Origin of the sequence: Pseudomonas sp. MNR3A (assembly GCF_009650575.1) — a bacterium.
Taxonomy (GTDB): Bacteria; Pseudomonadota; Gammaproteobacteria; order Pseudomonadales; family Pseudomonadaceae; genus Aquipseudomonas; species Aquipseudomonas machongensis.
In genome coordinates, this window is record NZ_VZZS01000007.1 from 53,192 (window position 1) to 76,816 (window position 23,625).

The 23,625-nt window shown below is 64.0% G+C and carries 24 protein-coding genes and 1 pseudogene; 19 read left to right on the forward strand and 6 right to left on the reverse strand.

Going from position 1 to position 23,625, the window contains the following annotated elements; translation table 11 throughout:
* The first annotated feature begins 50 nt into the window (after positions 1-50).
* Positions 51-251, forward strand: a complete 201-nt coding sequence (locus F6X62_RS05235) for a hypothetical protein (protein ID WP_153772891.1) — start codon at positions 51-53, stop codon at positions 249-251.
* Between the two features lie 73 nt (positions 252-324).
* Here the strand turns inward: F6X62_RS05235 and rpmG are convergent, their stop codons facing one another.
* Together rpmG and rpmB are read right to left on the reverse strand one after the other, a co-directional pair.
* Complete coding sequence (rpmG, locus tag F6X62_RS05240) at positions 325-480, reverse strand: 50S ribosomal protein L33 (protein ID WP_003253507.1); 156 nt, start codon at positions 478-480, stop codon at positions 325-327.
* A gap of 11 nt (positions 481-491) precedes the next feature.
* Positions 492-728 carry a 50S ribosomal protein L28 gene (gene rpmB, locus F6X62_RS05245; RefSeq protein WP_054894119.1) on the reverse strand — a complete coding sequence of 79 codons (237 nt, stop codon included), beginning with the start codon at positions 726-728 and terminating at the stop codon, positions 492-494.
* A gap of 368 nt (positions 729-1,096) precedes the next feature.
* On the opposite strand from rpmB, the gene F6X62_RS05250 reads away from it, so the two are divergent.
* A complete protein-coding gene (locus F6X62_RS05250) occupies positions 1,097-2,686 on the forward strand; it encodes an ABC transporter substrate-binding protein (protein ID WP_153772892.1) in 1,590 nt (529 codons plus the stop codon).
* Between the two features lie 65 nt (positions 2,687-2,751).
* Here F6X62_RS05250 and radC read toward each other — a convergent pair whose 3' ends face one another.
* Positions 2,752-3,432: a DNA repair protein RadC gene (gene radC, locus F6X62_RS05255; protein ID WP_153772893.1), complete on the reverse strand. Its 681-nt coding sequence runs from the start codon at positions 3,430-3,432 to the stop codon at positions 2,752-2,754.
* Between the two features lie 129 nt (positions 3,433-3,561).
* Between radC and coaBC the strand changes: the two genes are divergently transcribed.
* From coaBC to F6X62_RS05290, 7 genes and pseudogenes are all read left to right on the forward strand, one after another.
* Positions 3,562-4,773 (forward strand): bifunctional phosphopantothenoylcysteine decarboxylase/phosphopantothenate--cysteine ligase CoaBC, encoded by a 1,212-nt coding sequence (gene coaBC / locus F6X62_RS05260; RefSeq protein ID WP_054894122.1) that lies wholly within the window; start codon positions 3,562-3,564, stop codon positions 4,771-4,773.
* A 5-nt stretch (positions 4,774-4,778) separates the two neighbouring features.
* Complete coding sequence (gene dut / locus F6X62_RS05265; protein ID WP_063542034.1) at positions 4,779-5,234, forward strand: dUTP diphosphatase; 456 nt, start codon at positions 4,779-4,781, stop codon at positions 5,232-5,234.
* A gap of 128 nt (positions 5,235-5,362) precedes the next feature.
* Positions 5,363-6,736: pseudogene (locus tag F6X62_RS05270) on the forward strand (phosphomannomutase/phosphoglucomutase); the annotation flags it as partial.
* A gap of 30 nt (positions 6,737-6,766) precedes the next feature.
* Positions 6,767-7,672 carry an acetylglutamate kinase gene (gene argB, locus F6X62_RS05275; RefSeq protein ID WP_063542032.1) on the forward strand — a complete coding sequence of 302 codons (906 nt, stop codon included), beginning with the start codon at positions 6,767-6,769 and terminating at the stop codon, positions 7,670-7,672.
* 287 nt (positions 7,673-7,959) lie between these two features.
* Positions 7,960-8,640, forward strand: coding sequence for a CsgG/HfaB family protein (locus tag F6X62_RS05280; protein ID WP_054926178.1), 681 nt, complete (start codon positions 7,960-7,962; stop codon positions 8,638-8,640).
* A 39-nt stretch (positions 8,641-8,679) separates the two neighbouring features.
* Positions 8,680-9,048 (forward strand): DUF4810 domain-containing protein, encoded by a 369-nt coding sequence (locus F6X62_RS05285; protein WP_153772895.1) that lies wholly within the window; start codon positions 8,680-8,682, stop codon positions 9,046-9,048.
* A 17-nt stretch (positions 9,049-9,065) separates the two neighbouring features.
* Positions 9,066-9,704: a DUF799 domain-containing protein gene (locus F6X62_RS05290; RefSeq protein WP_232233654.1), complete on the forward strand. Its 639-nt coding sequence runs from the start codon at positions 9,066-9,068 to the stop codon at positions 9,702-9,704.
* A 188-nt stretch (positions 9,705-9,892) separates the two neighbouring features.
* Here the strand turns inward: F6X62_RS05290 and pyrE are convergent, their stop codons facing one another.
* A complete protein-coding gene (gene pyrE, locus F6X62_RS05295; protein WP_153772896.1) occupies positions 9,893-10,534 on the reverse strand; it encodes an orotate phosphoribosyltransferase in 642 nt (213 codons plus the stop codon).
* 80 nt (positions 10,535-10,614) lie between these two features.
* On the opposite strand from pyrE, the gene F6X62_RS05300 reads away from it, so the two are divergent.
* Positions 10,615-11,394, forward strand: coding sequence for an exodeoxyribonuclease III (locus tag F6X62_RS05300; protein ID WP_054893329.1), 780 nt, complete (start codon positions 10,615-10,617; stop codon positions 11,392-11,394).
* Positions 11,395-11,432: 38 nt separating this feature from the next.
* On the opposite strand, the gene F6X62_RS05305 is transcribed toward F6X62_RS05300, so the two are convergent.
* On the reverse strand, positions 11,433-11,834 hold the full coding sequence (locus F6X62_RS05305; protein ID WP_153772897.1) for a GFA family protein: 402 nt from the start codon (positions 11,832-11,834) through the stop codon (positions 11,433-11,435).
* Between the two features lie 268 nt (positions 11,835-12,102).
* Between F6X62_RS05305 and F6X62_RS05310 the strand changes: the two genes are divergently transcribed.
* The 9 genes from F6X62_RS05310 to F6X62_RS05350 all read left to right on the forward strand — a co-directional run bounded on the left by F6X62_RS05310 (position 12,103) and on the right by F6X62_RS05350 (position 22,386).
* On the forward strand, positions 12,103-13,410 hold the full coding sequence (locus F6X62_RS05310) for a CitMHS family transporter (RefSeq protein ID WP_054893331.1): 1,308 nt from the start codon (positions 12,103-12,105) through the stop codon (positions 13,408-13,410).
* 73 nt (positions 13,411-13,483) lie between these two features.
* On the forward strand, positions 13,484-14,254 hold the full coding sequence (locus tag F6X62_RS05315; RefSeq protein ID WP_153772898.1) for a TerC family protein: 771 nt from the start codon (positions 13,484-13,486) through the stop codon (positions 14,252-14,254).
* 243 nt (positions 14,255-14,497) lie between these two features.
* The gene (locus F6X62_RS05320; protein WP_054893333.1) at positions 14,498-16,156 is read left to right on the forward strand and encodes a Na/Pi cotransporter family protein; all 1,659 of its coding nucleotides are present in this window, start codon (positions 14,498-14,500) and stop codon (positions 16,154-16,156) included.
* A gap of 37 nt (positions 16,157-16,193) precedes the next feature.
* Positions 16,194-17,600 carry a pitrilysin family protein gene (locus tag F6X62_RS05325; RefSeq protein ID WP_065864711.1) on the forward strand — a complete coding sequence of 469 codons (1,407 nt, stop codon included), beginning with the start codon at positions 16,194-16,196 and terminating at the stop codon, positions 17,598-17,600.
* A 174-nt stretch (positions 17,601-17,774) separates the two neighbouring features.
* A complete protein-coding gene (locus tag F6X62_RS05330) occupies positions 17,775-18,797 on the forward strand; it encodes a DUF5924 family protein (RefSeq protein ID WP_065864710.1) in 1,023 nt (340 codons plus the stop codon).
* A 112-nt stretch (positions 18,798-18,909) separates the two neighbouring features.
* Positions 18,910-20,031: an ABC transporter permease gene (locus F6X62_RS05335; RefSeq protein ID WP_153772899.1), complete on the forward strand. Its 1,122-nt coding sequence runs from the start codon at positions 18,910-18,912 to the stop codon at positions 20,029-20,031.
* The gene (locus F6X62_RS05340) at positions 20,028-20,822 is read left to right on the forward strand and encodes an ABC transporter ATP-binding protein (protein ID WP_054893336.1); all 795 of its coding nucleotides are present in this window, start codon (positions 20,028-20,030) and stop codon (positions 20,820-20,822) included. Before F6X62_RS05335 ends, F6X62_RS05340 begins: the two co-directional genes overlap by 4 nt.
* A 2-nt stretch (positions 20,823-20,824) precedes the next feature.
* On the forward strand, positions 20,825-21,763 hold the full coding sequence (locus F6X62_RS05345; protein WP_065864707.1) for an MlaD family protein: 939 nt from the start codon (positions 20,825-20,827) through the stop codon (positions 21,761-21,763).
* Positions 21,760-22,386, forward strand: coding sequence for an ABC-type transport auxiliary lipoprotein family protein (locus tag F6X62_RS05350; protein ID WP_054893338.1), 627 nt, complete (start codon positions 21,760-21,762; stop codon positions 22,384-22,386). The genes F6X62_RS05345 and F6X62_RS05350 overlap by 4 nt, the downstream gene beginning before the upstream one ends.
* Here the strand turns inward: F6X62_RS05350 and F6X62_RS05355 are convergent.
* A complete protein-coding gene (locus tag F6X62_RS05355; protein ID WP_054893339.1) occupies positions 22,368-23,597 on the reverse strand; it encodes a nucleoside recognition domain-containing protein in 1,230 nt (409 codons plus the stop codon). The two genes, F6X62_RS05350 and F6X62_RS05355, sit on opposite strands and share 19 nt — an antisense overlap.
* Positions 23,598-23,625: the final 28 nt, after the last annotated feature.

Below are 23,625 nucleotides of genomic sequence, written 5' to 3' on the forward strand. Positions count from 1 at the left end.
ACCCAAACTAGGTGATGTCCACTTCGGACATTACCCAAGGAGCATCCCGCATGACCATCGACATCCTCTGCCCAGCACGCCACGTGATCGGTACTCGCTACGTTGAAAGCGTGAAGCCCTACATCCTGGAGCTGACCGGCCTGGCCGCGGCCGCAGGCCCGCAGGACATCACAACTCGCGAGATCAGGACCGACCGCGTGATGATCGGCGTCGACGTGCATGGTTTCATCAATGGCTTGATCATTTCCTGATCCCAGCCATTTGAGTCAGGCATAAAAAAACCCGCCTTCTTGCGAAGGCGGGTTTTTTTGGTTGCCGGATCAATTACTTGATCTTGGCTTCCTTGTACACCACGTGCTTGCGGACGACCGGATCGTATTTCTTGATCTCGATCTTGTCCGGAGTGGTGCGCTTGTTCTTGTCGGTGGTGTAGAAGTGGCCGGTACCGGCACTCGAAACCAGACGGATCAATTCACGCATGATGTTCTCCCTTAAACCTTGGCGCCAGCTTTACGGATGTCGACCAGAACGGCATCGATGCCGCGCTTGTCGATGATACGCATGCCTTTGGCGGAAACGCGCAGACGCACGAAACGATTCTCGGATTCAACCCAGAAACGGTGGTGCTGCAGGTTCGGCAGGAAACGACGACGGGTTTTGTTGTTTGCGTGGGAAATGTTGTTCCCGGTTACCGGACCCTTACCGGTAACTTGACAGACTCTCGACATGCCTCAGCCCTCTAAAACCACATGCCCAACCCGGCATGGGTTGGCCGCTTAATCTCTCAGTCTATGGCGCCAAGGCGCCGTGTTTCCGGGGGTCTTATCGAACCGGCTCAGATGAGCGACAGGCCGAGCCCCTAGAAAAGAGCGCTGCTTTATACCAGAAAGGGTCGGCCACAACAACAGAAGATGCACATTCCGATCGGGCCGATCGCGCCCGGCCAGCATAGCGACAAGGCCCGCGCACTGTCGACCGCTCGTCGCCGCGCAGCATAAAAATCAGGTGGTCATTTCCCGACTGGCGCACTAGGGTAGGACGTTTCCGCCTCCAGACTGCACTGGCAGATGGGCCCCTGACCAGCCGAGGATCCACCATGCGCGTCGCCGCCCTTTCCGTTCTATTCACTTCCCTGCTCGCCGCAGGCATCGCCCAGGCAGCTCCGCTGTCGGTGTGCACCGAGGCCAGCCCGGAAGGTTTCGACGTGGTTCAGTACAACTCGCTGACCACTACCAACGCCTCGGCCGACGTGCTGATGAACCGCCTGGTCGAGTTCGACGCGGCCCAGGGCAAGGTGGTGCCGAGCCTTGCACAAAGCTGGACGGTCTCCAAAGACGGCCTGGTCTATGACTTCACGTTGCGCGGCGGCGTGAAGTTCCACAGCACCGACTACTTCAAGCCGACCCGCGAACTGGACGCCGACGACGTGTTGTTCAGCTTCCAGCGCATGCTCTACCCCGCCCATGCCTGGCACAAGACCGCACCCGGCGGTTATCCGCATGCCCAGTCGCTGCAGCTGGGCAACCTGATCAAGTCGATCGACGCGCCCGATCCACAGAGCGTGCGCTTTACCCTCACCCATCCGGACGCGACCTTCCTGGCCACCCTGAGCATGGGCTTCGCCTCGATCTACTCGGCCGAGTATGCCGACAAGCTGCTCAAGGCCGGCACGCCCGAGAAGCTCAATAGCCAGCCCATCGGCACCGGCCCGTTCGTCTTCCAGCGCTTCCAGAAGGACGCCCTGGTGCGTTATCGCGCCAACCCCGACTACTTCGGCGGCAAGCCTGCGGTCGACCCGCTGGTGTTCGCCATCACCACCGACCCGAACGTGCGCCTGCAGAAGCTCAAGCGCAACGAATGCCAGGTAGCCCTGTCGCCCAAGCCGCTGGACATCGCCGAAGCCGCGAAGAACGACAAGCTGAAGGTAGCCTCCACCCCGGCCTTCATGACCGCCTTCGTGGCCATCAACAGCGAGCACCCGCCGCTGGACAAACCCGAAGTGCGCCAGGCGATCAACCTCGCCTTCGACAAACCGGCCTACCTCAAGGCCGTGTTCGATGACACCGCCATCGCCGCCAACGGCCCCTACCCGCCCAATACCTGGAGTTACGCCAAGGACCTGCCCGGCTACGCGCTGGACTTGAAGAAGGCCAAGGCGTTGCTGACCAAGGCCGGCCTGGCCGACGGCTTCAGCACCACGATCTGGACCCGGCCGTCGGGCAGCCTGCTCAACCCCAACCCTAGCCTCGGCGCACAAATGCTCCAGGCCGACCTGGCGAAAATCGGCATCAAGGCCGAGATCCGAGTGATCGAGTGGGGCGAGCTGATCCGCCGGGCCAAGGCCGGTGAACATGACCTGCTGTTCATGGGCTGGGCGGGCGACAACGGCGACCCGGACAACTTCCTCAGCCCGCAATTCTCGTGCGCGGCGGTCAAGTCCGGGACCAACTTCGCGCGTTTCTGCGACAGCCGTCTCGACCAGTTGATCAACGCAGGACGCACCACCAACGACCAGAGCGTGCGCAGCCGTCTGTACCAGCAGGCGCAGACGCTGATCCAACAACAGGCGCTGTGGCTGCCGTTGGCCCACCCGACCGCCTCGACCCTGCTGAGCAAGGGCGTCGAGGGCTATCAGGTGAGCCCGTTCGGGCGGGTGGACTTCAGCAAGGTGTCGGTGGAGCGCTGACAGGCACTCGGTGTCGGCCTTTTCGCCGCTGCGATTTACCCGCGAAAAGGCCGGCACTGCCTCCATTACGCCCCGATCCAACCCTGTTCCACCATCGACAACGGCTCGCCATCGCCGACGATCACGTGGTCGAGCACACGCACATCGATCAGCGCCAGCGCCTGCTTCAACGTGCGAGTCAGGTGGACATCGTCCTGGCTCGGCGCGCTGTTGCCCGACGGGTGGTTGTGACAGATGATCAACGCCGCCGCGTTATGCAGCAGCGACCGGCGCACCACCTCACGCGGATAGATGCTTGCCCGGTCTATCGTGCCGCGAAACAGGATCTCGAACGCCACGGGCCGGTGCCGGGTGTCCAGGAACAGGCAGCCGAACACCTCGCAGCGTTCATGGCGCAGCATCGACTTCAGGTAGCGCCGCACCGCCGTAGGGCTTTCCAGCGCCGGCGCGCGTTCGATGGTTTCGTCCAGGTAGCGTCGTCCGATCTCCAGCAGTGCCTGCAATTGCGCGTACTTCACCGGCCCGATGCCCGGCTCGCGCAGCAGCGCGGCGCGGTCGGCCTCGAGAAACGCCCGCAACCCGCCAAAGCGCTTGAGCAGGCTGCGCGCCAGGTCGACCACGTTGCGCCCGGCAACGCCCGAGCCTAACAGCACTGCCAACAACTCCCCATCCGACAACACCTGCGCCCCACGCGCCAGCAACTTCTCCCTCGGCCGCTCGTCCAGCGGCCATTCCCTGATGTTCATACCCCTCCTTGCGTTGTACTGCGGCGCCTTCAAGCCCTGTGTTAATCTATTTCGCCTCGTTAAATGCGACGTTCTGCCGCAGGCAATTTCAAACGTCGCCGCCCGCTTTCACTGGAAAAAGGCAAGCCTATGCAGCGGCTGTATCGCAAGCGCATCGTTCTCGGCGTGGGTGGCGGCATTGCCGCCTACAAGAGCGCCGAGCTGATTCGCCGACTCCTGGAACACGGCGCGCAGGTGCGTGTCGTCATGACCCGCGGGGGCGCCGAGTTCATCACTCCGCTGACCCTGCAGGCGCTCTCCGGCCACCCGGTGCACATGGACCTGCTCGACCCTGCCGCCGAGGCTGCAATGGGTCATATCGAACTGGCCAAGTGGGCCGACCTGGTGCTGATCGCCCCGGCCACTGCCGACCTGATGGCGCGCATGGCCCAGGGCATGGCCGATGACCTGCTGACCACGCTGGTGCTGGCCACCGACGCCACCGTCGCCGTCGCCCCGGCCATGAACCAGGCCATGTGGCGCGACCCCGCCACCCAGGACAACCTCGAGCTGCTCAAGCGCCGTGGCATCCAGGTGTTCGGCCCGGCCTCCGGCAGCCAGGCCTGTGGCGACGTCGGCCTGGGCCGTATGCTCGAAGCCACCGACCTTGCCTGGTGCGCCGCCGAGAGCTTCAAGCGCCAGGCCCTGACCGGCAAGCACGTGCTGATCACCGCCGGCCCGACCCAGGAAAACATCGATCCGGTGCGCTACATCACCAATCATAGTTCCGGGAAGATGGGCTTTGCCCTGGCCGAAGCGGCCGCCGAAGCCGGGGCCAGAGTGACCCTCGTCACCGGCCCCGTGCACCTGCAGACCCCCGACCGGGTCAACCGCATCGACGTGGTGAGCGCGCGGGACATGCTCGCGGCCTGTGAAGCAGCCATGCCGTGCGACCTGTTCATCGCCTCGGCAGCAGTCGCGGACTACCGTCCCGAGGTGGTCGCCCCGCAAAAGCTCAAGAAAGACCCTACGACCGGCGACGGCATGCTGCTGCAGATGGTGCGCAATCCGGATATCCTTGCCACCCTCGCTGGCCGTGCCGACCGCCCGTTCAGCGTCGGTTTCGCAGCCGAGACCGAGCACCTGCTCGATTACGCAACGCGCAAGCTCAAGGACAAGAACCTCGACCTGATCGTCGCCAATGATGTGGCCAACCCCAGCATCGGCTTCAACAGCGAGGAAAACGCCCTGACCGTAATCGACCGCCAGCAGCACCAGACCCTCTTCGCGCAGACCAGCAAGGGCAAGATCGCCCGGCAACTGGTCGCCTTCATCGCCGAACGGCTCAATCAGGTTCAATAAGTTCCATGCACGCTCTTCAAGCCAAGATCCTCGACCCACGCCTGGGTACCGAATTCCCCCTGCCGCAATACGCCACCCCCGGCTCCGCTGGCCTGGACCTGCGCGCCCTGCTCAAGGAAGACACCGTCCTCGAGCCGGGCCAGACCCTGCTGATCCCCACCGGCCTGTCGATCTACATCGGCGATCCAGGCCTGGCAGCGATGATCCTGCCGCGCTCGGGCCTTGGTCATAAGCACGGCGTAGTGTTGGGCAACCTGGTCGGCCTGATCGACTCGGACTACCAGGGCGAGCTCATGGTCTCGTGCTGGAACCGCGGCAACACGCCGTTCACCATCAGCATCGGCGAGCGCATCGCCCAGCTGATCCTGGTACCGGTGGTGCAGGCGCATTTCGACATCGTCGAAGCCTTCGACGAAACCCAGCGTGGCAGCGGCGGTTTCGGTCATTCCGGGACCCGCTGAGCCGACCGTCGGGGCCATGGACGGCGAACTCTCGGGGCTATCTACCGTCCAAGCGTTCAGTTTGCGCTTACCCAGAAGCCTTTGACCCCTTGGAGTCCCCAGAGATGAACGACATGGCCCAGCTGGTACCCGCATTGCCAGACAGCATCTTCCGTGCCTATGACATCCGCGGCATCGTCGGCAAGACGCTGCACGCCGAAACCGCCTACTGGATCGGCCGCGCCATCGGCGCCCAGACCCTCGCTCAGGGCGAGCCGAAGATCTCCGTGGGCCGCGACGGCCGCCTGTCCGGCCCGATGCTGGTCGAGCAACTGATCAAGGGCCTGGCCGATGCCGGTTGCCAGGTCAGCGATGTCGGCCTGGTGCCCACCCCCGCGCTGTACTACGCCGCCAATGTGCTGGCCGGTACGTCAGGCGTGATGCTCACCGGCAGCCACAACCCGTCGGACTACAACGGCTTCAAGATCGTCATCGCCGGCGACACCCTCGCCAACGAGCAGATCCAGGCCCTGCTGACCCGCCTCAAGACCAACGACGTACCGCGCGGCGAAGGCCACGTGGAGAAGGTCGAGATCCTCGAGCGCTACTACCAGCAGATCACCGGCGACGTGAAGCTGTCGAAAAAGCTCAAGGTCGTGGTCGACTGCGGCAACGGCGCCGCCGGGGTGATCGCCCCGCAACTGATCGAGGCCCTCGGCTGCGAAGTGATCCCGCTGTTCTGCGAGGTCGACGGCAACTTCCCCAACCACCACCCGGACCCGGGCAAGCCCGAGAACCTCGAAGACCTGATCGCCAAGGTCAGGGAAACCGGCGCCGACATCGGCCTGGCCTTCGACGGCGACGGTGACCGTGTGGGCGTGGTCACCAACACCGGCAGCATCGTCTACCCCGACCGCCTGCTGATGCTCTTCGCCCAGGACGTACTGTCGCGCAACCCCGGCGCCGAGATCATCTTCGACGTCAAATGCACCCGTCGCCTGACTCCACTGATCAAAGAGCACGGCGGCCGCGCCCTGATGTGGAAGACCGGTCATTCGTTGATCAAGAAGAAGATGAAACTGACCGGCTCGCTGCTGGCCGGCGAGATGAGCGGACACATCTTCATCAAGGAACGCTGGTACGGTTTCGACGACGGTATCTACAGTGCCGCACGCCTGCTGGAAATCCTCAGCAAGGCCGACCAGGATGCCGAAAGCCTGTTCGCCGCGTTCCCGAACGATATTTCCACACCGGAAATCAACATCGATGTGACCGACGAGAGTAAATTCAGCATCATTGATGCACTGCAACGCGACGCCGACTGGGGCGAAGCCAACCTGACCACCATCGACGGTGTACGGGTCGACTACCCACACGGCTGGGGCCTGGTCCGCGCCTCCAACACCACACCGGTGCTGGTACTGCGCTTCGAGGCCGACAGCGAGGCAGAACTCGACCGTATCAAGGCTGTATTCCGCACGCAGTTGCTGCGGGTCGATCCCGGCCTGCAACTGCCGTTCTGACCGACTATCTGTTCCTCACTGGAGCCCTGCATGACCCTCGATCGCGATGCCGCTTCCCATGTAGCCGAGGTTTTGTCCGAAGCGCTGCCCTACATCCGCCGCTTTGTCGGCAAGACCCTGGTGATCAAGTACGGCGGCAACGCGATGGAGAGCGAAGAGCTCAAGACCGGCTTTGCCCGTGACATCGTGCTGATGAAGGCGGTGGGCATCAACCCGGTCGTCGTACACGGCGGCGGCCCGCAGATCGGCGACCTGCTCAAGCGCCTGTCGATCGAGAGCCACTTCATCGACGGCATGCGCGTCACCGATTCGGCGACCATGGACGTGGTAGAGATGGTCCTGGGCGGCCAGGTCAACAAGGATATCGTCAACCTGATCAACCGCCACGGCGGCAGCGCCATCGGCCTGACCGGCAAGGATGCGGAGCTGATCCGCGCCAAGAAGCTCACCGTCAGCCGCCAGACCCCAGAGATGACCACCCCGGAAATCATCGACATCGGCCATGTCGGCGAAGTCGTGGGCGTGAACACCGAGCTGCTGAACATGCTGGTCAAGGGCGACTTCATCCCGGTAATCGCGCCGATCGGCGTGGGTGCCAACGGCGAGTCGTACAACATCAACGCTGACCTGGTCGCCGGCAAGGTCGCCGAAGCCTTGAAAGCCGAGAAGCTGATGCTGCTGACCAACATTGCCGGCCTGATGGACAAGCAGGGCCAGGTTCTCACCGGCCTGACCACCGAGCAGGTCAACGAGCTGATCGCCGACGGCACCATCTACGGTGGCATGCTGCCGAAGATCAAGTGCGCACTGGAAGCCGTGCAGGGTGGCGTGAACAGTTCGCACATCATCGATGGCCGCGTACCGAACGCGGTGCTGCTGGAGATCTTCACCGACAGCGGCGTGGGCACCCTGATCACCAATCGCAAGCGTCACTGATGCGTTGATCGCGGGCCCGCTCCTGCAAGACCCGTAGGAGCGGGCTTGCCCGCGAAAAGTACACCGCGGTAATGGCACCGGCCATGTGGGTGTCCGCTGATATTCTGCGCCCCGACAAGCTTGCTCTTCCAAGGATCGCGCAGGCTTGGCCGAACCAGAACAATGGAACATGGCGCAATGCCATTATTTTTCACTGTCCCGCCCTCAACTTTCTCTCTAGGCTGCCGACACAACGTGGCAGAATGCACGCCCGTTGCAAATAGTTGCTATTTACCTGGAGAACTCGCGTGAAATACGCATCACAAGGACTCGTGCTGGCAGCTGCCGTCGCGCTCGGGTCCATCGCCGGCTGCGCTACCGAAACTTCCACCGCTGTGGCCGTACAACAGGTCGAAAGCGTCAGCCGCCCGTACAGCGGCGTGCGTGCACCGATCGCCGTAGGCAAGTTCGACAACCGTTCGAGCTACATGCGCGGCATCTTCTCCGACGGCGTCGACCGCCTCGGCGGCCAGGCCAAGACCATCCTGATCACCCACCTGCAGCAGACCGGCCGTTTCAACGTGCTGGACCGCGACAACATGGGTGAGATCCAGCAGGAAGCCGCAATCAAAGGCCAGGTCCAGCGCCTGAAGGGCGCCGATTTCGTGGTGACGGGCGACGTTACCGAATTCGGCCGCAAGGAAGTCGGTGACCACCAGCTGTTCGGCATCCTCGGTCGCGGCAAGACCCAGATCGCCTACGCCAAGGTCGCGCTGAACATCGTCAACATCAGCACCTCCGAAGTGGTCTATTCGAGCCAGGGCGCCGGCGAATACGCCCTGTCCAACCGTGAAGTCATCGGCTTCGGCGGTACCGCCAGCTACGACTCCACCCTCAACGGCAAGGTTCTCGACCTGGCCATGCGCGAAGCGGTGAACAAGCTGGTCGGCGCTGTCGAAAGCGGCCAGTGGAAGCCGCAAGCGCAGTAAGACCCTGCAGCAAGACGACAACGACAAGGAAGCACGTAGATGAGCATCACCCGCTCGGCCTGGCGCACTGGCGCCGGGCTCATGCTGGCCAGCGCCCTGCTGGTCGGTTGCAACTCGCAGAAGCCGCTGTACCAGTGGGAAAGCTACCAGCCGCAAGTGCGCGAATACTTCAACGACCAGTCCAAGGAAGAACAGGTCATCGCCCTGGAACGCGACCTGGAGAAGATCAAGGCCAAGAACGGCGCCGTCCCTCCTGGGTATCACGCGCAACTGGGCCTGCTCTACTCGAGCCTGGGCAAGGACGACCAGATGATCCAGCAGTTCCGCACCGAGAAGGCGCTGTTCCCTGAGTCGGCGGCGTACATGGACTTCCTGATGAAGAACGCCACGCAAGGAGCGAAGCAGTGATCAAGCGCCTTACCCAACTGATCGTCGGCGCCTGCGTGCTGGCCCTGTTCGCCGGCTGTGCCGAGCGCAAGACCACCGACTACGCGGCCTTCAAGCAGAGCCGTCCGAAGTCGATCCTGATCGTGCCGCCGCTGAACAACTCACCGGACGTCAAGGCCAGCTACAGCATGCTCGCGCAGGTCACCTACCCCCTGGCCGAAGCCGGTTACTACGTGATGCCGGTGGCGCTGGTCGCCGAGACCTTCCGCCAGAACGGCATGACTACCCCGGCTGACATCCATGAGCTGCCGATGGCCAAGCTGCACGAGATCTTCGGCGCCGATGCGGCGCTGTACGTGACCGTCAGCGACTACGGCACCCGCTACATGGTGCTGAGCAGCGCAACCATCGTGACCGCCAGTGCCAAGCTGGTCGACCTGAAGTCCGGCACCACGCTGTGGACCGGTACTGCATCCGCCTCCAGCGAAGAAGGCCGGCAGAACCAGGGCGGCCTGATCGGCATGCTGATCACTGCGGCAGTGAACCAGGTCATCAGCAGCGTGCAGGAAGACGCCGGTTATCCGATCGCGGGTATCACCAGCGCGCGCCTGCTGTCGCCGAACCCGAACGGCGGGATCCTGTATGGGCCGCGTTCGCCGAAGTACGGCACGGACTAAGCGGCGACTGCTTCGCGGGCAAGCCCGCTCCCACAACGGCGGTGAACCTCTTTGAGAGCAACTGTCTTGCTCAAAATCTAGAAGCCAGCCCAATCCCTGTGGGAGCGGGCTTGCCCGCGAACAACCCACCGCCGATTCAATGAAAAAGGCGACCCTCATGGGTCGCCTTTTTCATTACCGGTCCGAGATCAGATCCCGTACTGCGCCCGATAGGCCTCGACCGCCGGCAGGTGCTGCTTGAGCTGAGGGTCGTCAGCCAGGAACTCGAGCACCTGGGTCAGCGAAACGATACTGACCACCGGAATGCCGAAATCACGTTCCACTTCCTGGATCGCCGAGAGCTCGCCATTGCCGCGCTCTTCGCGGTTCAATGCGATCAGCACGCCTGCGGCGTTGGCCTGCTGGCCCTTGATGATCTGCATGACTTCACGGATGGCGGTACCGGCAGTGATCACGTCGTCGATGATCAGCACGTCACCGGCCAGCGGGGAGCCGACCAGGCTGCCGCCCTCGCCGTGGTCCTTGGCTTCCTTGCGGTTGAAGCACCATGGCACGTCGAGCTGATGCTGCTCGGCCAGGGACACCGCCGTGGCCGCTGCCAGCGGGATGCCCTTGTACGCGGGGCCGAACAGCACGTCGAAGGGGATCTTGCTGTCGACGATCGCGGCTGCATAGCAGCGCCCCAGCTGGGCCAGGGCCGATCCGCTGTTGAACAGCCCGGCGTTGAAGAAGTACGGGCTGGTACGCCCCGATTTCAGGGTGAATTCACCGAAGCGCAGAACGCCGCGATCGATGGCAAAACGAATGAAGTCGCGCTGATACGGCTGCATGAAAAGTCCCGGACACCACGGATTTAGCTAAATGAGTTGAGCTCGGGTATCATACACGCACGAGATTTTTGGGGCCATTTATGCGGATCATCAGTGTGAACGTGAATGGCATTCAGGCTGCGGCCGAGCGTGGACTGCTCAGCTGGCTGCAAGCCCAGAATGCCGACGTCATCTGCCTTCAGGATACCCGCGCCTCGGCCTTTGAACTCGACGACCCAGCTTTCCAGCTCGATGGCTATTTCCTTTATGCCTGCGAAGCGGAGGTGCCTGCCCAAGGTGGCGTGGCGCTCTACTCGCGGATGCAGCCCAAGGCAGTCATCACCGGCCTGGGCTTCGAGACGGCCGACCGTTACGGGCGCTACCTGCAAGCAGATTTCGACAAGGTAAGCATCGCCAGCCTGCTGCTGCCTTCGGGAATGAACGGCGACGAAGACTTGAACCAGAAATTCAAGTTGATGGACGACTTCGCCAAGTACCTGGACAAGCAGCGTCGCAAGCGTCGCGAATACATCTATTGCGGCTCGTTCTACGTGGCGCAGCAGAAGCTCGACATCAAGAACTGGCGCGACAGCCAGCAGTCGCCGGGCTTCCTGCCGCCCGAACGCGCCTGGATGGACGCGATCATCGGCGAGATGGGCTATGTCGACGCCCTGCGCGAAGTCAGCCGCGAAGGCGACCAGTACAGCTGGTGGCCGGACAACGAACAGGCCGAGATGCTCAACCTGGGCTATCGCTTCGACTATCAGATCCTCACCCAAGGTCTGCGCCGCTTCGTGCGCAGTGCTCGCCTGCCGCGCCAGCCACGCTTCTCGCAGCACGCGCCGCTGATCGTCGACTACGACTGGACGCTGACCATCTGAAGACCTGCGGGGGCCTTTGATCAGGCCCCCGCATTTCGTTACGGACTCTCCTCCACCTCGCCAGGCAGCTCCTCATCCAGGTGCAGCCAGGGTAGCCGGCTGCCCGTCCAGATATGCCGACTGGCCCTCACCTGTTCTGGCCGGTCCAGCGTCCCCACCGTCACATCGATGCTCAGCGGGCTATGCGTCGTCTCCAGCGCCACATGCGCGCCGCAGTCGCCGCAGAAGAACCGGGTACAACTGGCCGGCGCCACATAGCGCTTCGGCTCGCCCGCCATCCACTGGAAACCCTTGCGCGGCAGGGTAAGCCAGGTCACCACCAGCCCGCCGCTGGCCCGTCGACAGATCGAGCAGTGGCAGTGGGCGACATCCGTCAGATCACCCTCCAGCCGGTAGCGCAAGGCACCGCAATGGCACCCGCCTTCCTGTACGTCATTCATGAAACGACCTCCTGTCGCCTTCATCGAGGCGAAAGCTGGCTGAAAGCTTACCCACCTAGGATAGCGCCACCACCGGCGACAGACCGGCCAGCCAGGGTGTCGGCATTACGTACGAACCCGGCCCAATCAACAACAACAATGGTGATACCGATGTTTTCCTGTGCCCGCCTTCCTGCAGTACCCCTCCCGCTATTCCATGCACAGCGCCTGACGCGCTGATCCGCCCGAATCGTCCGTCCTTTCGCCGCGCCACGCCTGGAGTACCGCCATGCTGACCTTCCTTGGCTTTGCCATGGTCATCACCTTCATGTACCTGATCATGACCAAGCGCCTGTCGGCCTTGATCGCCCTGATCCTGGTACCGATCATTTTCGCCCTGTTCGGCGGCTTCTCCGCCAAGATCGGCCCCATGATGCTCGAAGGCATCAGCAAGCTTGCGCCCACCGGCGTGATGCTGATGTTCGCCATCCTCTACTTCGCCCTGATGATCGACTCCGGCCTGTTCGACCCGGCCGTGCGCAAGATCCTCAAGCTGGTCAAGGGCGACCCGCTGAAAGTCTCGGTCGGCACTGCCGTGCTGGCTTTGGTGGTCTCGCTCGACGGTGACGGCGCCACCACCTACATGATCTGCTGCGCCGCCATGCTGCCGCTGTACAGCCGCCTGGGCATGAGCCCGCGAATCATGGCCGGTTTGATCATCCTCGCCGGTGGCGTGATGAACATGACCCCCTGGGGTGGTCCGACCGCTCGCGCCGCCAGCGCGCTGCATGTAGACCCGTCGGACATCTTTGTGCCGATGATCCCGGCCATGGCCTTCGGTGTGCTGGCGATCCTCGCCATCGCCTACATGTACGGCAAGCGCGAGCGTGCCCGCCTGGGTGAGCTGCACCTGCCGACCGACGACATCGATCACAGCGAAATCAGCGTGTCGCAGTTCCCCGAAGCGCGCCGCCCCAAGCTGATCTGGTTCAACGGCGCCCTGACCGCTGCCCTGATGGTCGCGCTGATCTCCGGCGTGCTGCCGCTGCCGGTGCTGTTCATGATCGCCTTCAGTATCGCCATGATCGTCAACTACCCCTGCCTGCAGCAGCAGAAGGACCGCATCGCAGCCCACGCCGGTAGCGTGCTGGCCGTGACCGGGCTGATCTTCGCCGCCGGTATCTTCACCGGCATTCTGTCCGGCACCGGCATGGTCGAGGCCATGTCCAAGAGCTTGCTGGCGGTGATCCCGGATGCGCTCGGCCCGTACCTGGCGGCCATCACCGCGATCGTCAGCATGCCGTTCACCTTCTTCATGTCCAATGACGCCTTCTACTACGGCGTGCTGCCGGTACTGGCCGAAGCCGCCAGCCACTACGGCATCACCCCGGTGGAAATGGCCCGTGCGTCGATCGTCGGACAACCGGTACACCTGCTTAGCCCGCTGGTACCCTCCACCTACCTGCTGGTAGCCCTGGCGGGGATCGAATTCGGCGATCACCAGCGCTTCACCCTCAAGTGGGCAGTTCTGGTGTGCCTGTGCATAATGCTCGCCGCCTTGCTCATGGGAGTTTTCCCACTGATCAGTAGTCTGTAAGACAAGAGCACCACCCCACCGCGACGCGCCCGCTCTCCCGGGCGCGTCGCCTTCATCGTTCGAAGGAATACACATGGAATGGCTGACCAGCCCGGAAATCTGGGTTGCCTTTTTCACCCTGACCGCACTCGAGATCGTGCTCGGGATCGACAACATCATCATGATCTCGATCCTGGTCAGCCGCATGCCCAAGCACATGCAGCCGCGCACGCGGATCTTCGGCCTGGCGCTGGCGATGGTCACCCGGATCATGCTGCTGCTCTCGATCACTTGGGTAATGCGCCTGACCGACGACCTGTTCGTGGTCTTTGGCGAGGGCATTTCGGGGCGCGACCTGATCCTGTTCTTCGGCGGCCTGTTCCTGCTGTGGAAAAGCTCCCAGGAGATCTACCACGGCCTCGAGGGTGAAGAGGAAAGCAGCGACGAACCCAAAGGCGCTGGCGGCAAGTTCTTCTACACCATCATCCAGATCGCCATCATCGACATCGTGTTCTCGCTGGACTCGGTGATCACCGCGGTGGGCATGGTCTCGCACGTTCCGGTGATGATCGCCGCGATCATCGTCGCCGTGCTGGTGATGATGCTTTGCGCCGGCACCATCAGCGATTTCATCGACAAGCACCCGTCGCTGAAGATGCTCGCGCTGTCGTTCCTGATCGTGGTCGGCACCGTGCTGATCGCCGAGTCCTTCGACGTGCACGTGCCGAAGGGCTATGTGTACTTCGCCATGGCGTTCTCGCTGGCGGTGGAAGCGATCAACATCCGCATGCGTACTGCAATGGTCCGCAAGGAAGGCAAGGAGCATGATCCGGTGAAACTGCGCAAGGACATTCCGGGTCAGTAAGTACCGGACGTCACTGAAAAGGCCCTCCGGGGCCTTTTTCGTTTGTCTGTACTGGCATTGAAACACCCAACATGCTTGTGACAGAAATGTTTCAAATAAATGCACGCCATGCCAAGCTGGCGACAACCGCGCAAAACAACTAAAGCTTCAGTGAGCACTGAATACAACGCCCACCCCCGGGCCAGGCTCACGGCTTCACCTATTGGCCCCGCACTGGGGCGTCGGTAAAAGGGGGCCTCGAACATGCTCACCCTGCTCAACCTGCTTTCCGCCGTGGCGCTGCTCGTCTGGGGCACGCACATCGTGCGCACCGGCATTCTTCGGGTTTACGGCTCGAACCTGCGCCGCGTGCTCAGCCAGAACATGGACCGTCGCGCGCTGGCCTTCATTGCCGGCATCGTCGTCACCGCCGTGGTGCAGAGCAGCAACGCCACCGCCATGCTGGTCACTTCCTTCGTCGGCCAAGGCCTGATGGCCATGACCCCTGCCCTGGCGATCATGCTCGGTGCCGACGTGGGTACTGCGCTGATGGCGCGGGTGCTGACCTTCGACCTGTCGTGGCTGTCGCCGTTGCTGGTGTTCGTCGGGGTGATCTTCTTCCTGTCGCGCAAGCAGACGCGCCTCGGCCAGATGGGCCGGGTGGCCATTGGCTTGGGCCTGATCATCCTGGCACTTGAACTGATCGTGCAGGCTGCTGCGCCGATCACCCATGCACAGGGTGTGAAAGTGCTGTTCGCCTCGCTGACCGGCGATATCCTGCTCGACGCCCTGGTCGGCGCCCTGTTCGCCATGATCACCTACTCCAGCCTCGCTGCCGTGCTGCTCACCGCGACCCTGGCCGGTGCCGAGGTGATCAGCCTGCCGGTGGCCATCGGCCTGGTGGTCGGCGCCAACATTGGCAGTGGAATGCTGGCCTTCATCAGCGCCCGCATGCAGAACGCTGCCGGGCGACGCGTGGCCCTGGGCAGCCTGCTGTACAAGCTGATCGGCCTGCTGCTGATCATTCCGGTGCTGCACCCGCTGGTGGACTGGATGGACTCGCTGAGTTTCAGCCCGCAAGAGCTGGTGATCGGCTTCCATTTGCTCTACAACACCCTGCGTTGCCTGGTCATGCTGCCCACGGTCAAACCTATGGGGCGCCTGTGCACCACCCTGCTACCCGAACGCGAAGTCGCCAACGGCCAGGTCAAGCCTCGGCACCTCGACGCCTCGGCGCTGGAAACCCCCAGCCTGGCGTTGGCCAACGCAGCCCGCGAGACCCTGCGCCTGGGCGACATCGTCGACAGCCTGCTCGAGGCCATGCTCGGCGCCCTGCGCGGCAGCCAGACCGCGCTGCCACAACAGACCCGCGCCCTGGGCGAGGACGCCGAGGCCCTGTACAGCGCCATCAAGCTGTACCTGGCGCAGATGTCACGCGAGGACCTGAGCGAGCAGGACAACCGGCGCTGGGCCGAGATCATCGAACTGTCGATCAACCTCAAGCTGGCCAGCGACCTGATCGAGCGCATGCTGCGCAAGGTGCAGCAGCAGAAGACCTCACAACGCCGGGAGTTCTCCCAGGTCGGCCTGGAAGAACTGACGGGCCTTCAGGAGCAACTGCTGGCCAACCTGCGCCTTGGCCTGTCGGTGTTCCTCAGCGCCGATCCTGAGAGCGCACGCCTGCTGCTGCGCGAGAAACGCCGCTTCCGCGCCCAGGAACGGCGCCTGGCCCACGCCCATGTCAGCCGCCTGCAACGCAAGGTGGTGCAGAGTATCGAGACCAGTTCGCTACACTTGGAGCTGATTGCCGACATGAAGCGGTTGAACTCTTTGTTCTGCAGCAGTGCCTATGTGGTACTGGGCGGCGCGGACACTGGCGGGCTTCTGCTCGACAGCGTGCCGGACGACGCCCGCCTGTCCTGACCCCCGCACACCTGGAGACCGGCCCGGAAGCCCGCCCATGCGTTGCCTGACCTTCGTTTGCCTGATCCTCTGCAGCCTGCCCTCGTTCGCCCTCGACCGCTCGCGGGTCGAAGGCTATCTGTTGCCCAACGGCCTGCAGGTGATTCTCAAGTCGGGGTACGAACGCGACCATGTGTCGATCCGCCTGGTGGTCGGCGTGGGCCTCGACGACTTCGAGTGCAACCAGCGCGAATTGCCGCACCTGCTCGAACACCTGCTGTTCAGCGGCATCGACGAGACCGGCGAAGGCGGCCTGGAAGAGCGCCTGCAGGCGCTGGGCGGGGAGTGGAACGCCTTCACCAGCGCCGCCGATACCACCTTCGTCATCGAGGCGCCGGCACGCAACCAGCGCAAGGTGCTCGACCTGCTGCTGGCGGCGGTGCGGGACACGAAGATCGATGCCAAGGCCCTGGCCACCGCCAAGAAAATCATCGAGCGCGAGGACGGCGGCCATTACGGCCACCTGCAGCGCTGGCTGGACCGCCAGGACATCGGCCACCCGGCCAGCGACCAACTTGCCGTGGAGCTGGGGCTCAAATGCCCGGAGCGCTCGGATATCGACGGCATGACCCTCAAACAGGTGCAGGCCATGCGCGAGCATTGGTACGCCGCCAACAACATGAGCCTGATCGTCGTCGGTGGCCTCGACCGCCTGCTGCCGGCCTATCTGGAGCGTACCTACGGCGAGCTGCCAGCCACCGAGCCAGGCGAGCGGCGCAACCTCGACAGCATCAGCCAGCAGGCCGAGCAACGCCGCGACCTGACCCGTGGCTGGCTGGGCGACACTGCCAGGCTGCACTGGCTGTTCATCGAGCCGGTACTCGACAGCAATCACGACCAGACCCTCGAACTGCTCTCGCGCTACCTCGACTGGGCTGCGTACGATCAACTGCGATTGCGCCACGGCCTGGCCTACGGGCCCTCGGTGCGGCGTGAAAGTTTTGGCGACAGTGGCATGCTCAGCTTCAACGCCGATCTCGAGCGCCAAGACATCGACGAAGCGGTTAAGGTGCTGCAGGACTTGTTCGAGCACCTGCGCAAGCACGGCCTGGATGCAGACACCTTTGCCCGCCTCAAGGAGGCTGCGATTGCCCGCGAAAGCTGGACCACCCAGGGCAACAGCGCACTGGCCGACTATTACTGGGGCGCGCTGAACGACTACGATGACGGCCGTTTCACAGACCCGATCGGCAAACTGCGCAAGGTCAGCCTGAAGGAGGCCAACGAGGCGCTGCGGTTGTTGCTCAAGGAACCTGGCTACCTGCGCATCGAGAAGCCACTGCTGGGCTATGACGAGCTGTACGGGTTGGTGGCGCTGGGGTTGGGGCTGATACTCGCCATCGGGCTGATCCGCAAAAGGCGCCAGCCGGCGGATCGCCCCAGCGGCGCTACACGCGACAGCTGATTCGGCGGTATCCTGTGTCGGCCTCTTCGCGGGCAAGTCGCAACGGCGAACCGCCGCTCCCACAGGCATCCCGCAGGCTTCAGCATCACCGGCTACTTGTGGGAGCGGCGGTTCGCCGTTGCGACTTGCCCGCGAAGAGGCCAGAACAGTCACCCCTTATCGCTGCCCATCCCCATGCCTCCCATACCCCACATCGTCCAACGCATCATCGAACTGCTCAAACGCTACCCCGGGGTCATCGCCCTTGGCGGCTTCCTGTCCGGCATTGGCAGTTTCATCCTGGTCGACCGCCAGGCCGGCCTCGCCAGTTGGATCGCCGTGCTGATGCTGATCAGCTGGGTCTGGCTGATGCTCGAGAACACCCTGACGGGACTGTTCGCACGCACGTTCAAGCGCGAAATCCCGCAGCCACTTTTGCGTTACGCCACACAGATGATCCACCAGGAAAGTCTGTTCTTCGTCCTGCCGTTCTTCTTCATCACCACCACCTGGAACAGCGGCCAGCTGGTGTTCACCGGCTTGCTCGGCGCAGCCGGGCTGATCTCCATCGTCGATCCGCTGTACTACAAATGGCTGGCGCCGCGGCGCTGGCTGTTCATGGCGCTGCACACCCTGACCCTGTTCGCCGCGTTGCTTACGGCGCTGCCGATCATCCTGCACCTGACCACCGCACAGAGCTTCAAGCTGGCGCTGATCGCGGCCATGGCGCTGTCATTCCCGAGCCTGGCCAGCAGTTTCCCGATCAACAACTGGCGCCGCGCCGTGGCGCTGGTACTGGTGACCCTGACCGTGGGCGGCGGCGGCTGGCTGCTGCGCTCATGGGTGCCGCCGGCGACCCTGTGGATGACCGAAGTGGCGGTGACCACCGAGCTGCAGGACCGCCAGCCCGGCGAATCGCTGGACGAGATCGCCGCCAGCCGCATTCGCAGCGCGGGGCTGTACGCCTACACCGCAATCAACGCCCCACGCGGGCTGAACGAGCGGATCTATCACGTGTGGCAGCAGGACGGTAAAGAGGTCGACCGCATCGCCCTGGACATCCATGGTGGGCGCAAGGAAGGCTACCGGGCCTGGACCCACAAGCAGAACTTCCCGCCCAACCCCGTGGGCAAGTGGCAGGTGCGGGTGCTGACCGAGGATGGCCAGGTGATCGGCGTACTGCGCTTCAAGGTGGTCGAGGATGTACCGGCGGGGTGAAGCTTCATCATCGCGTCGCCTCCATCGCCGTTGCGACTTGCCCCGCGATTGAAGCCACCGCCGCTGCAACAGGCTATGATCTGACCCACCGCCGTCGTGCAGAGTCAGAAGCATGGAGCCCAGCGCCACCCTCGACACCCGCCAGCACCCCGCGCGCCTGCTGATCGCCGGCGACTGGACCCTGGCCCACTACACCAGCCTCAAGCGCGACAGCGAGCGCCTGCGCGACCAGTACGGTGCCGACACGATCGCCGACCTCAGCCAGCTTGGGCGCCTGGACACCGCCGGTGCCTCGCTGCTGGCCGAGTTACTGGGCGCCGAGCGCCTGTCGCACTGCACCGACGGGCTCCCCGAGGCCAGCCGAGCCTTGCTCAGGACGGTGTATGGCTCGGTGCAGGACTACTGCATCCCGATCAAGGAAGCCGAACAACCGGTCCTGCTGCAATTGCTCGCACGCATCGGCTGCGCCGTCGACACGCTCTGGCAGGACACCCGGCAACTGCTCGGTTTCGTCGGCCTGATCCTCGCCACCCTCGCCACCCGGCTCCTGCAACCACACAAGTGGCGGGTCACCCCGGTGGTCGCGCACATCGAGCAGACAGGCCTGGACGCCGCGCCCATCGTCGCCTTGCTGACCTTCCTGGTCGGCGCCGTAGTGGCCTTTCTCGGGGCCACGGTGCTGGCCGACTTCGGTGCGACGGTCTTTACCGTCGACCTGGTGGCCTTCTCCTTCCTGCGCGAATTCGCCGTGCTGCTCACCGCGATCCTGATGGCCGGGCGCACGGCCAGCGCCTTCACCGCGCAGCTCGGCTCGATGAAGGCCAACGAGGAGATTGACGCCATCCGCACCCTGGGCCTGAACCCCATCGAACTGCTGGTGGTGCCGCGGGTCCTGGCGCTGCTGATCGCCTTGCCGCTGCTGACCTTCGTCGCCATGGTCTGCGGCATCGTCGGCGGCGCGGTGGTCTGTGCGCTGTCGTTGGACATCCCGCCGGCCATGTTCCTCTCGCTGCTGCAGAGCGACATTGGCGTGCAGCACTTCCTGGTCGGCCTGCTCAAGGCGCCGTTCTTCGCTTTCCTGATCGCCGCCATCGGCTGCCTGGAAGGCTTCAAGGTCAGTGGCAGCGCCGAGTCGGTCGGGGCCCACACTACCTCGGCGGTGGTGCAATCGATCTTCGTGGTCATCGTGCTGGATGCCGTGGCTGCGTTGTTCTTCATGGAGATGGGCTGGTGAGTGGCACACGTGAAGCGGTGATCGAAGCCCGTGGCCTGTGCAACCGTTTCGGTAGTCAGAGCGTGCACGAGAACCTCGACCTGGACCTGTACCGCGGCGAGATCCTCGCCGTGGTCGGCGGTTCGGGGAGCGGCAAGTCGGTGCTGCTGCGCAGCATCGTCGGCCTGCGTCGGCCCAACGAGGGCAGGGTGAAGGTGTTCGGCCAGGACCTGGCCACGCTGAACGACGACCAACGCTCGCAGGTGGAACGGCGCTTCGGTGTGCTGTTCCAGAAGGGCGCGTTGTTCTCGTCACTGACCGTCACCGAGAACGTCGCGTTGCCGTTGATCGAGCATGCCGGGCTGTCACGCGCCGACGCCGAACACCTGGCCGGGGTCAAGCTGGCGCTGGCGGGGCTGCCGATCAGCGCCGCCGACAAGTACCCGGCCTCGCTGTCCGGCGGCATGATCAAGCGCGCGGCCCTGGCCCGCGCGCTGGCACTGGACCCGGACATCCTGTTCCTCGACGAACCCACCGCAGGCCTGGACCCGATCGGCGCAGCGGCATTCGACCAACTGATCCTGACCCTGCGCGACGCCCTCGGGCTTTCGGTGTTCCTCATCACCCACGACCTGGACACCCTCTACACCATCACCGACCGGGTGGCGGTGCTGTCGCAGAAGAGGGTACTGGTCGCAGGCCCGCTGGCCGAGGTCGAACGCACCGACGATCCCTGGATTCACGAATACTTTCACGGCCCGCGCGGACGTGCAGCCGAACAGGCAGCCGCAAGCGCGGGACAGGAGCACTGACGATGGAAACCCGAGCTCATCACGTCCTCATCGGACTGGTCACCGTGCTGGTCGTGGCCGGCGCCATGCTGTTCGGCCTGTGGCTGACCAAGTCCAGCGTCGACGATGCCTTCAAAGATTATGAAGTGGTGTTCAACGAGGCCGTTTCGGGCCTGTCCCGGGGAAGCGCGGTGCAGTACAACGGCATCAAGGTCGGCGATGTCAGCACCTTGCGCCTCGACCCGCAGGACCCGCGCCGGGTACTGGCACGCATCCGCCTGAGCGCCGACACACCGGTGAAGGAAGACACCCAGGCCAAGCTCACGCTCGCCGGGGTGACCGGCAACTCGTTCATCCAGCTCAGCGGCGGCACGCCGCAGAGCCCATCGCTCAAGGGCAAGGACGGACAGCTGCCGGTGATCGTCGCCTCGCCGTCGCCGATCTCACGCCTGCTCAACGACAGCAGCGACCTGGTGACCAACATCAACCTGCTGCTGCACAACGCCAACCAGATGTTCTCGGAAAACAACATCGAACGCCTGAGCAACACCCTGGCCAACCTCGAACAGACTACCGGTGCCTTCGCCAGCCAGAAGGGCGGCATCGCCCAGGCCATCGAGCAACTCGGCCAGGTCGGCAAACAGGCCAGCGCCACCCTGGCCGAGACACAGGCGCTGATGCGCAACGCCAATGGCCTGCTCGGCAGCGAGGGCAAGCAAGCCTTCGGCAGCGCGGAGCAGGCCATGCAGTCGCTGGCTCAGAGCACCGCGACCATCAATGACCTGCTCAAGAACAACCGCGAGGCGCTCGACGACGGCGCCCAAGGCCTGAATCAGCTGGCCCCGGCAATCCGCGAGCTGCGCGAAACCCTCAATGCCCTCAAGGGCATCTCCCGGCGCCTGGAGGCCGACCCCAGCGGCTACCTGCTGGGCCGCGACCCAACCAAGGAGTTCCAGCCATGAGGCCCTCCCTTCGCCTGCTCGCCGCAGGCAGCCTGCTGAGCCTGGCCAGCGCCTGCTCGATCCTGCCACAGGCCGAGCCCACCGATATCTATCGCCTGCCGGTGAACCAGCAGAGCCGCCCGGCGACACCCGTGGATTGGTCGCTGCGCCTGAACAAGCCGCTGGCCAGCGAAGTCCTGGCCGGGCCGCGTATCGCCGTGATTGCGCAAGGCGACGTGATCAGCAGCTACAAGGGCGCGCGCTGGAGCGATCCGGTGCCACTGCTGGTGCGCAATCGCCTGCTCGATGCCTTCCAGCGGGACGGCCGGGTGCAGCGCCTGAGCGCCGATGACAGCAATCTGCAGGCCGACTACGAGCTGGCGGGTGAGCTGCAAGCGTTCCAGAGCGAGTACCGCGAAAACGGGGTGCAGGTACTGATCCGCTACGACGCGCGGCTGGTGCAAGGGCGCAGCCAGCGCATCCTTGCCAGCCAACGCTTCGAGGTGCTCCAGCCACTGGCCGACAAGCAGGTGCCGGCAGTGGTCAGCGGCTTTGGCGCTGCCAGCGACCAGCTCGCGCGCCAGGTGGTGGACTGGACAGTCGCCCAGGCCTCACGGATGCAGGCTCAGGCGAAGAACCAGTAGCAGACGAAGATCGCCGCGATCACCCCAGACAGCTCGGCCAGCAGCGCGCAGCCCACTGCGTGGCGCACGCGCTGGATGCCCACGGCGCCGAAGTACACCGCCAGCACGTAGAAGGTGGTTTCGGTACTGCCCTGAATGGTCGCGGCCACTAGCGCAGGGAAGCTGTCGACGCCGTGGGTCTGCATGGTCTCGATCAGCATCGCCCGCGCCGCGCTGCCGGAGAACGGCTTGACCAGTGCCGTGGGCAGGCCTTCCACGAAGCGGCTGTCCACGCCCATCCACTCGACCGCATGGCGGATGCCGCCCAGCGCCAGCTCCAGCGCCCCGGAGGCACGCAGTACACCCACTGCGACCAGCATCGCGACCAGATAGGGCAACAGGCTCTTGGCGACGTCGAAGCCTTCTTTGGCGCCCTCGACGAAGGCCTCGTAGACCTTCACCTTGCGCAACGCACCGATCACCAGAAACAGCATGATCACGCCGAACAGCGTCAGGTTGCCAAGGATCGACGATAGGCTCGCCAACGCAGCCGCCGACAACGTGCCGAGAAACGCCATGAAGCCACCCAGCAGCAGGGCGCCGGGGATGAAGTAGGCCAGCACCACCGGATCCCACAGGCGCAGGCGCTGCATCACCGCAACCGACAGCAGGCCGACCAGGGTCGAGACGCTGGTCGCCAGCAGGATGGGCAGGAACACCAGCGTCGGGTCGGGAGCGCCTTGCTGGGCGCGGTACATGAAGATGGTGACCGGCAGCAGGGTCAGCGACGAGGCGTTGAGCACCAGGAACAGGATCTGCGCGTTGCTCGCCGTGGTGCTGCTGGGGTTGAGCTCCTGCAACGCACGCATGGCCTTCAGGCCGATGGGCGTGGCGGCGTTGTCCAGGCCCAGGCCGTTGGCAGCGAAGTTCATGGTGATCAGGCCCAGGGCAGGGTGGCCAGGCGGCACTTCCGGCATCAGACGCGCGAACAGCGGGCCGAGAACCTTGGCCAGCCATTCGACGATACCGGCCTTTTCGGCAATCTTGAGAAAGCCCAGCCACAAGGTGAGGGTACCGAACAGCAGGACCATGACCTCGACCGACAGCTTGGCCATGGCGAAGATGCTCTCGACCATCGCGGCGAAGATTCCCGCGTTGCCACCGACCAGCCACTGGGCCAGGGCGGAGATGGCCGCTACCACGAAAAAGCCGAGCCAGAGGCCGTTGAGCATCTGCAATCCCCCTGAAAAATGCCCGAAT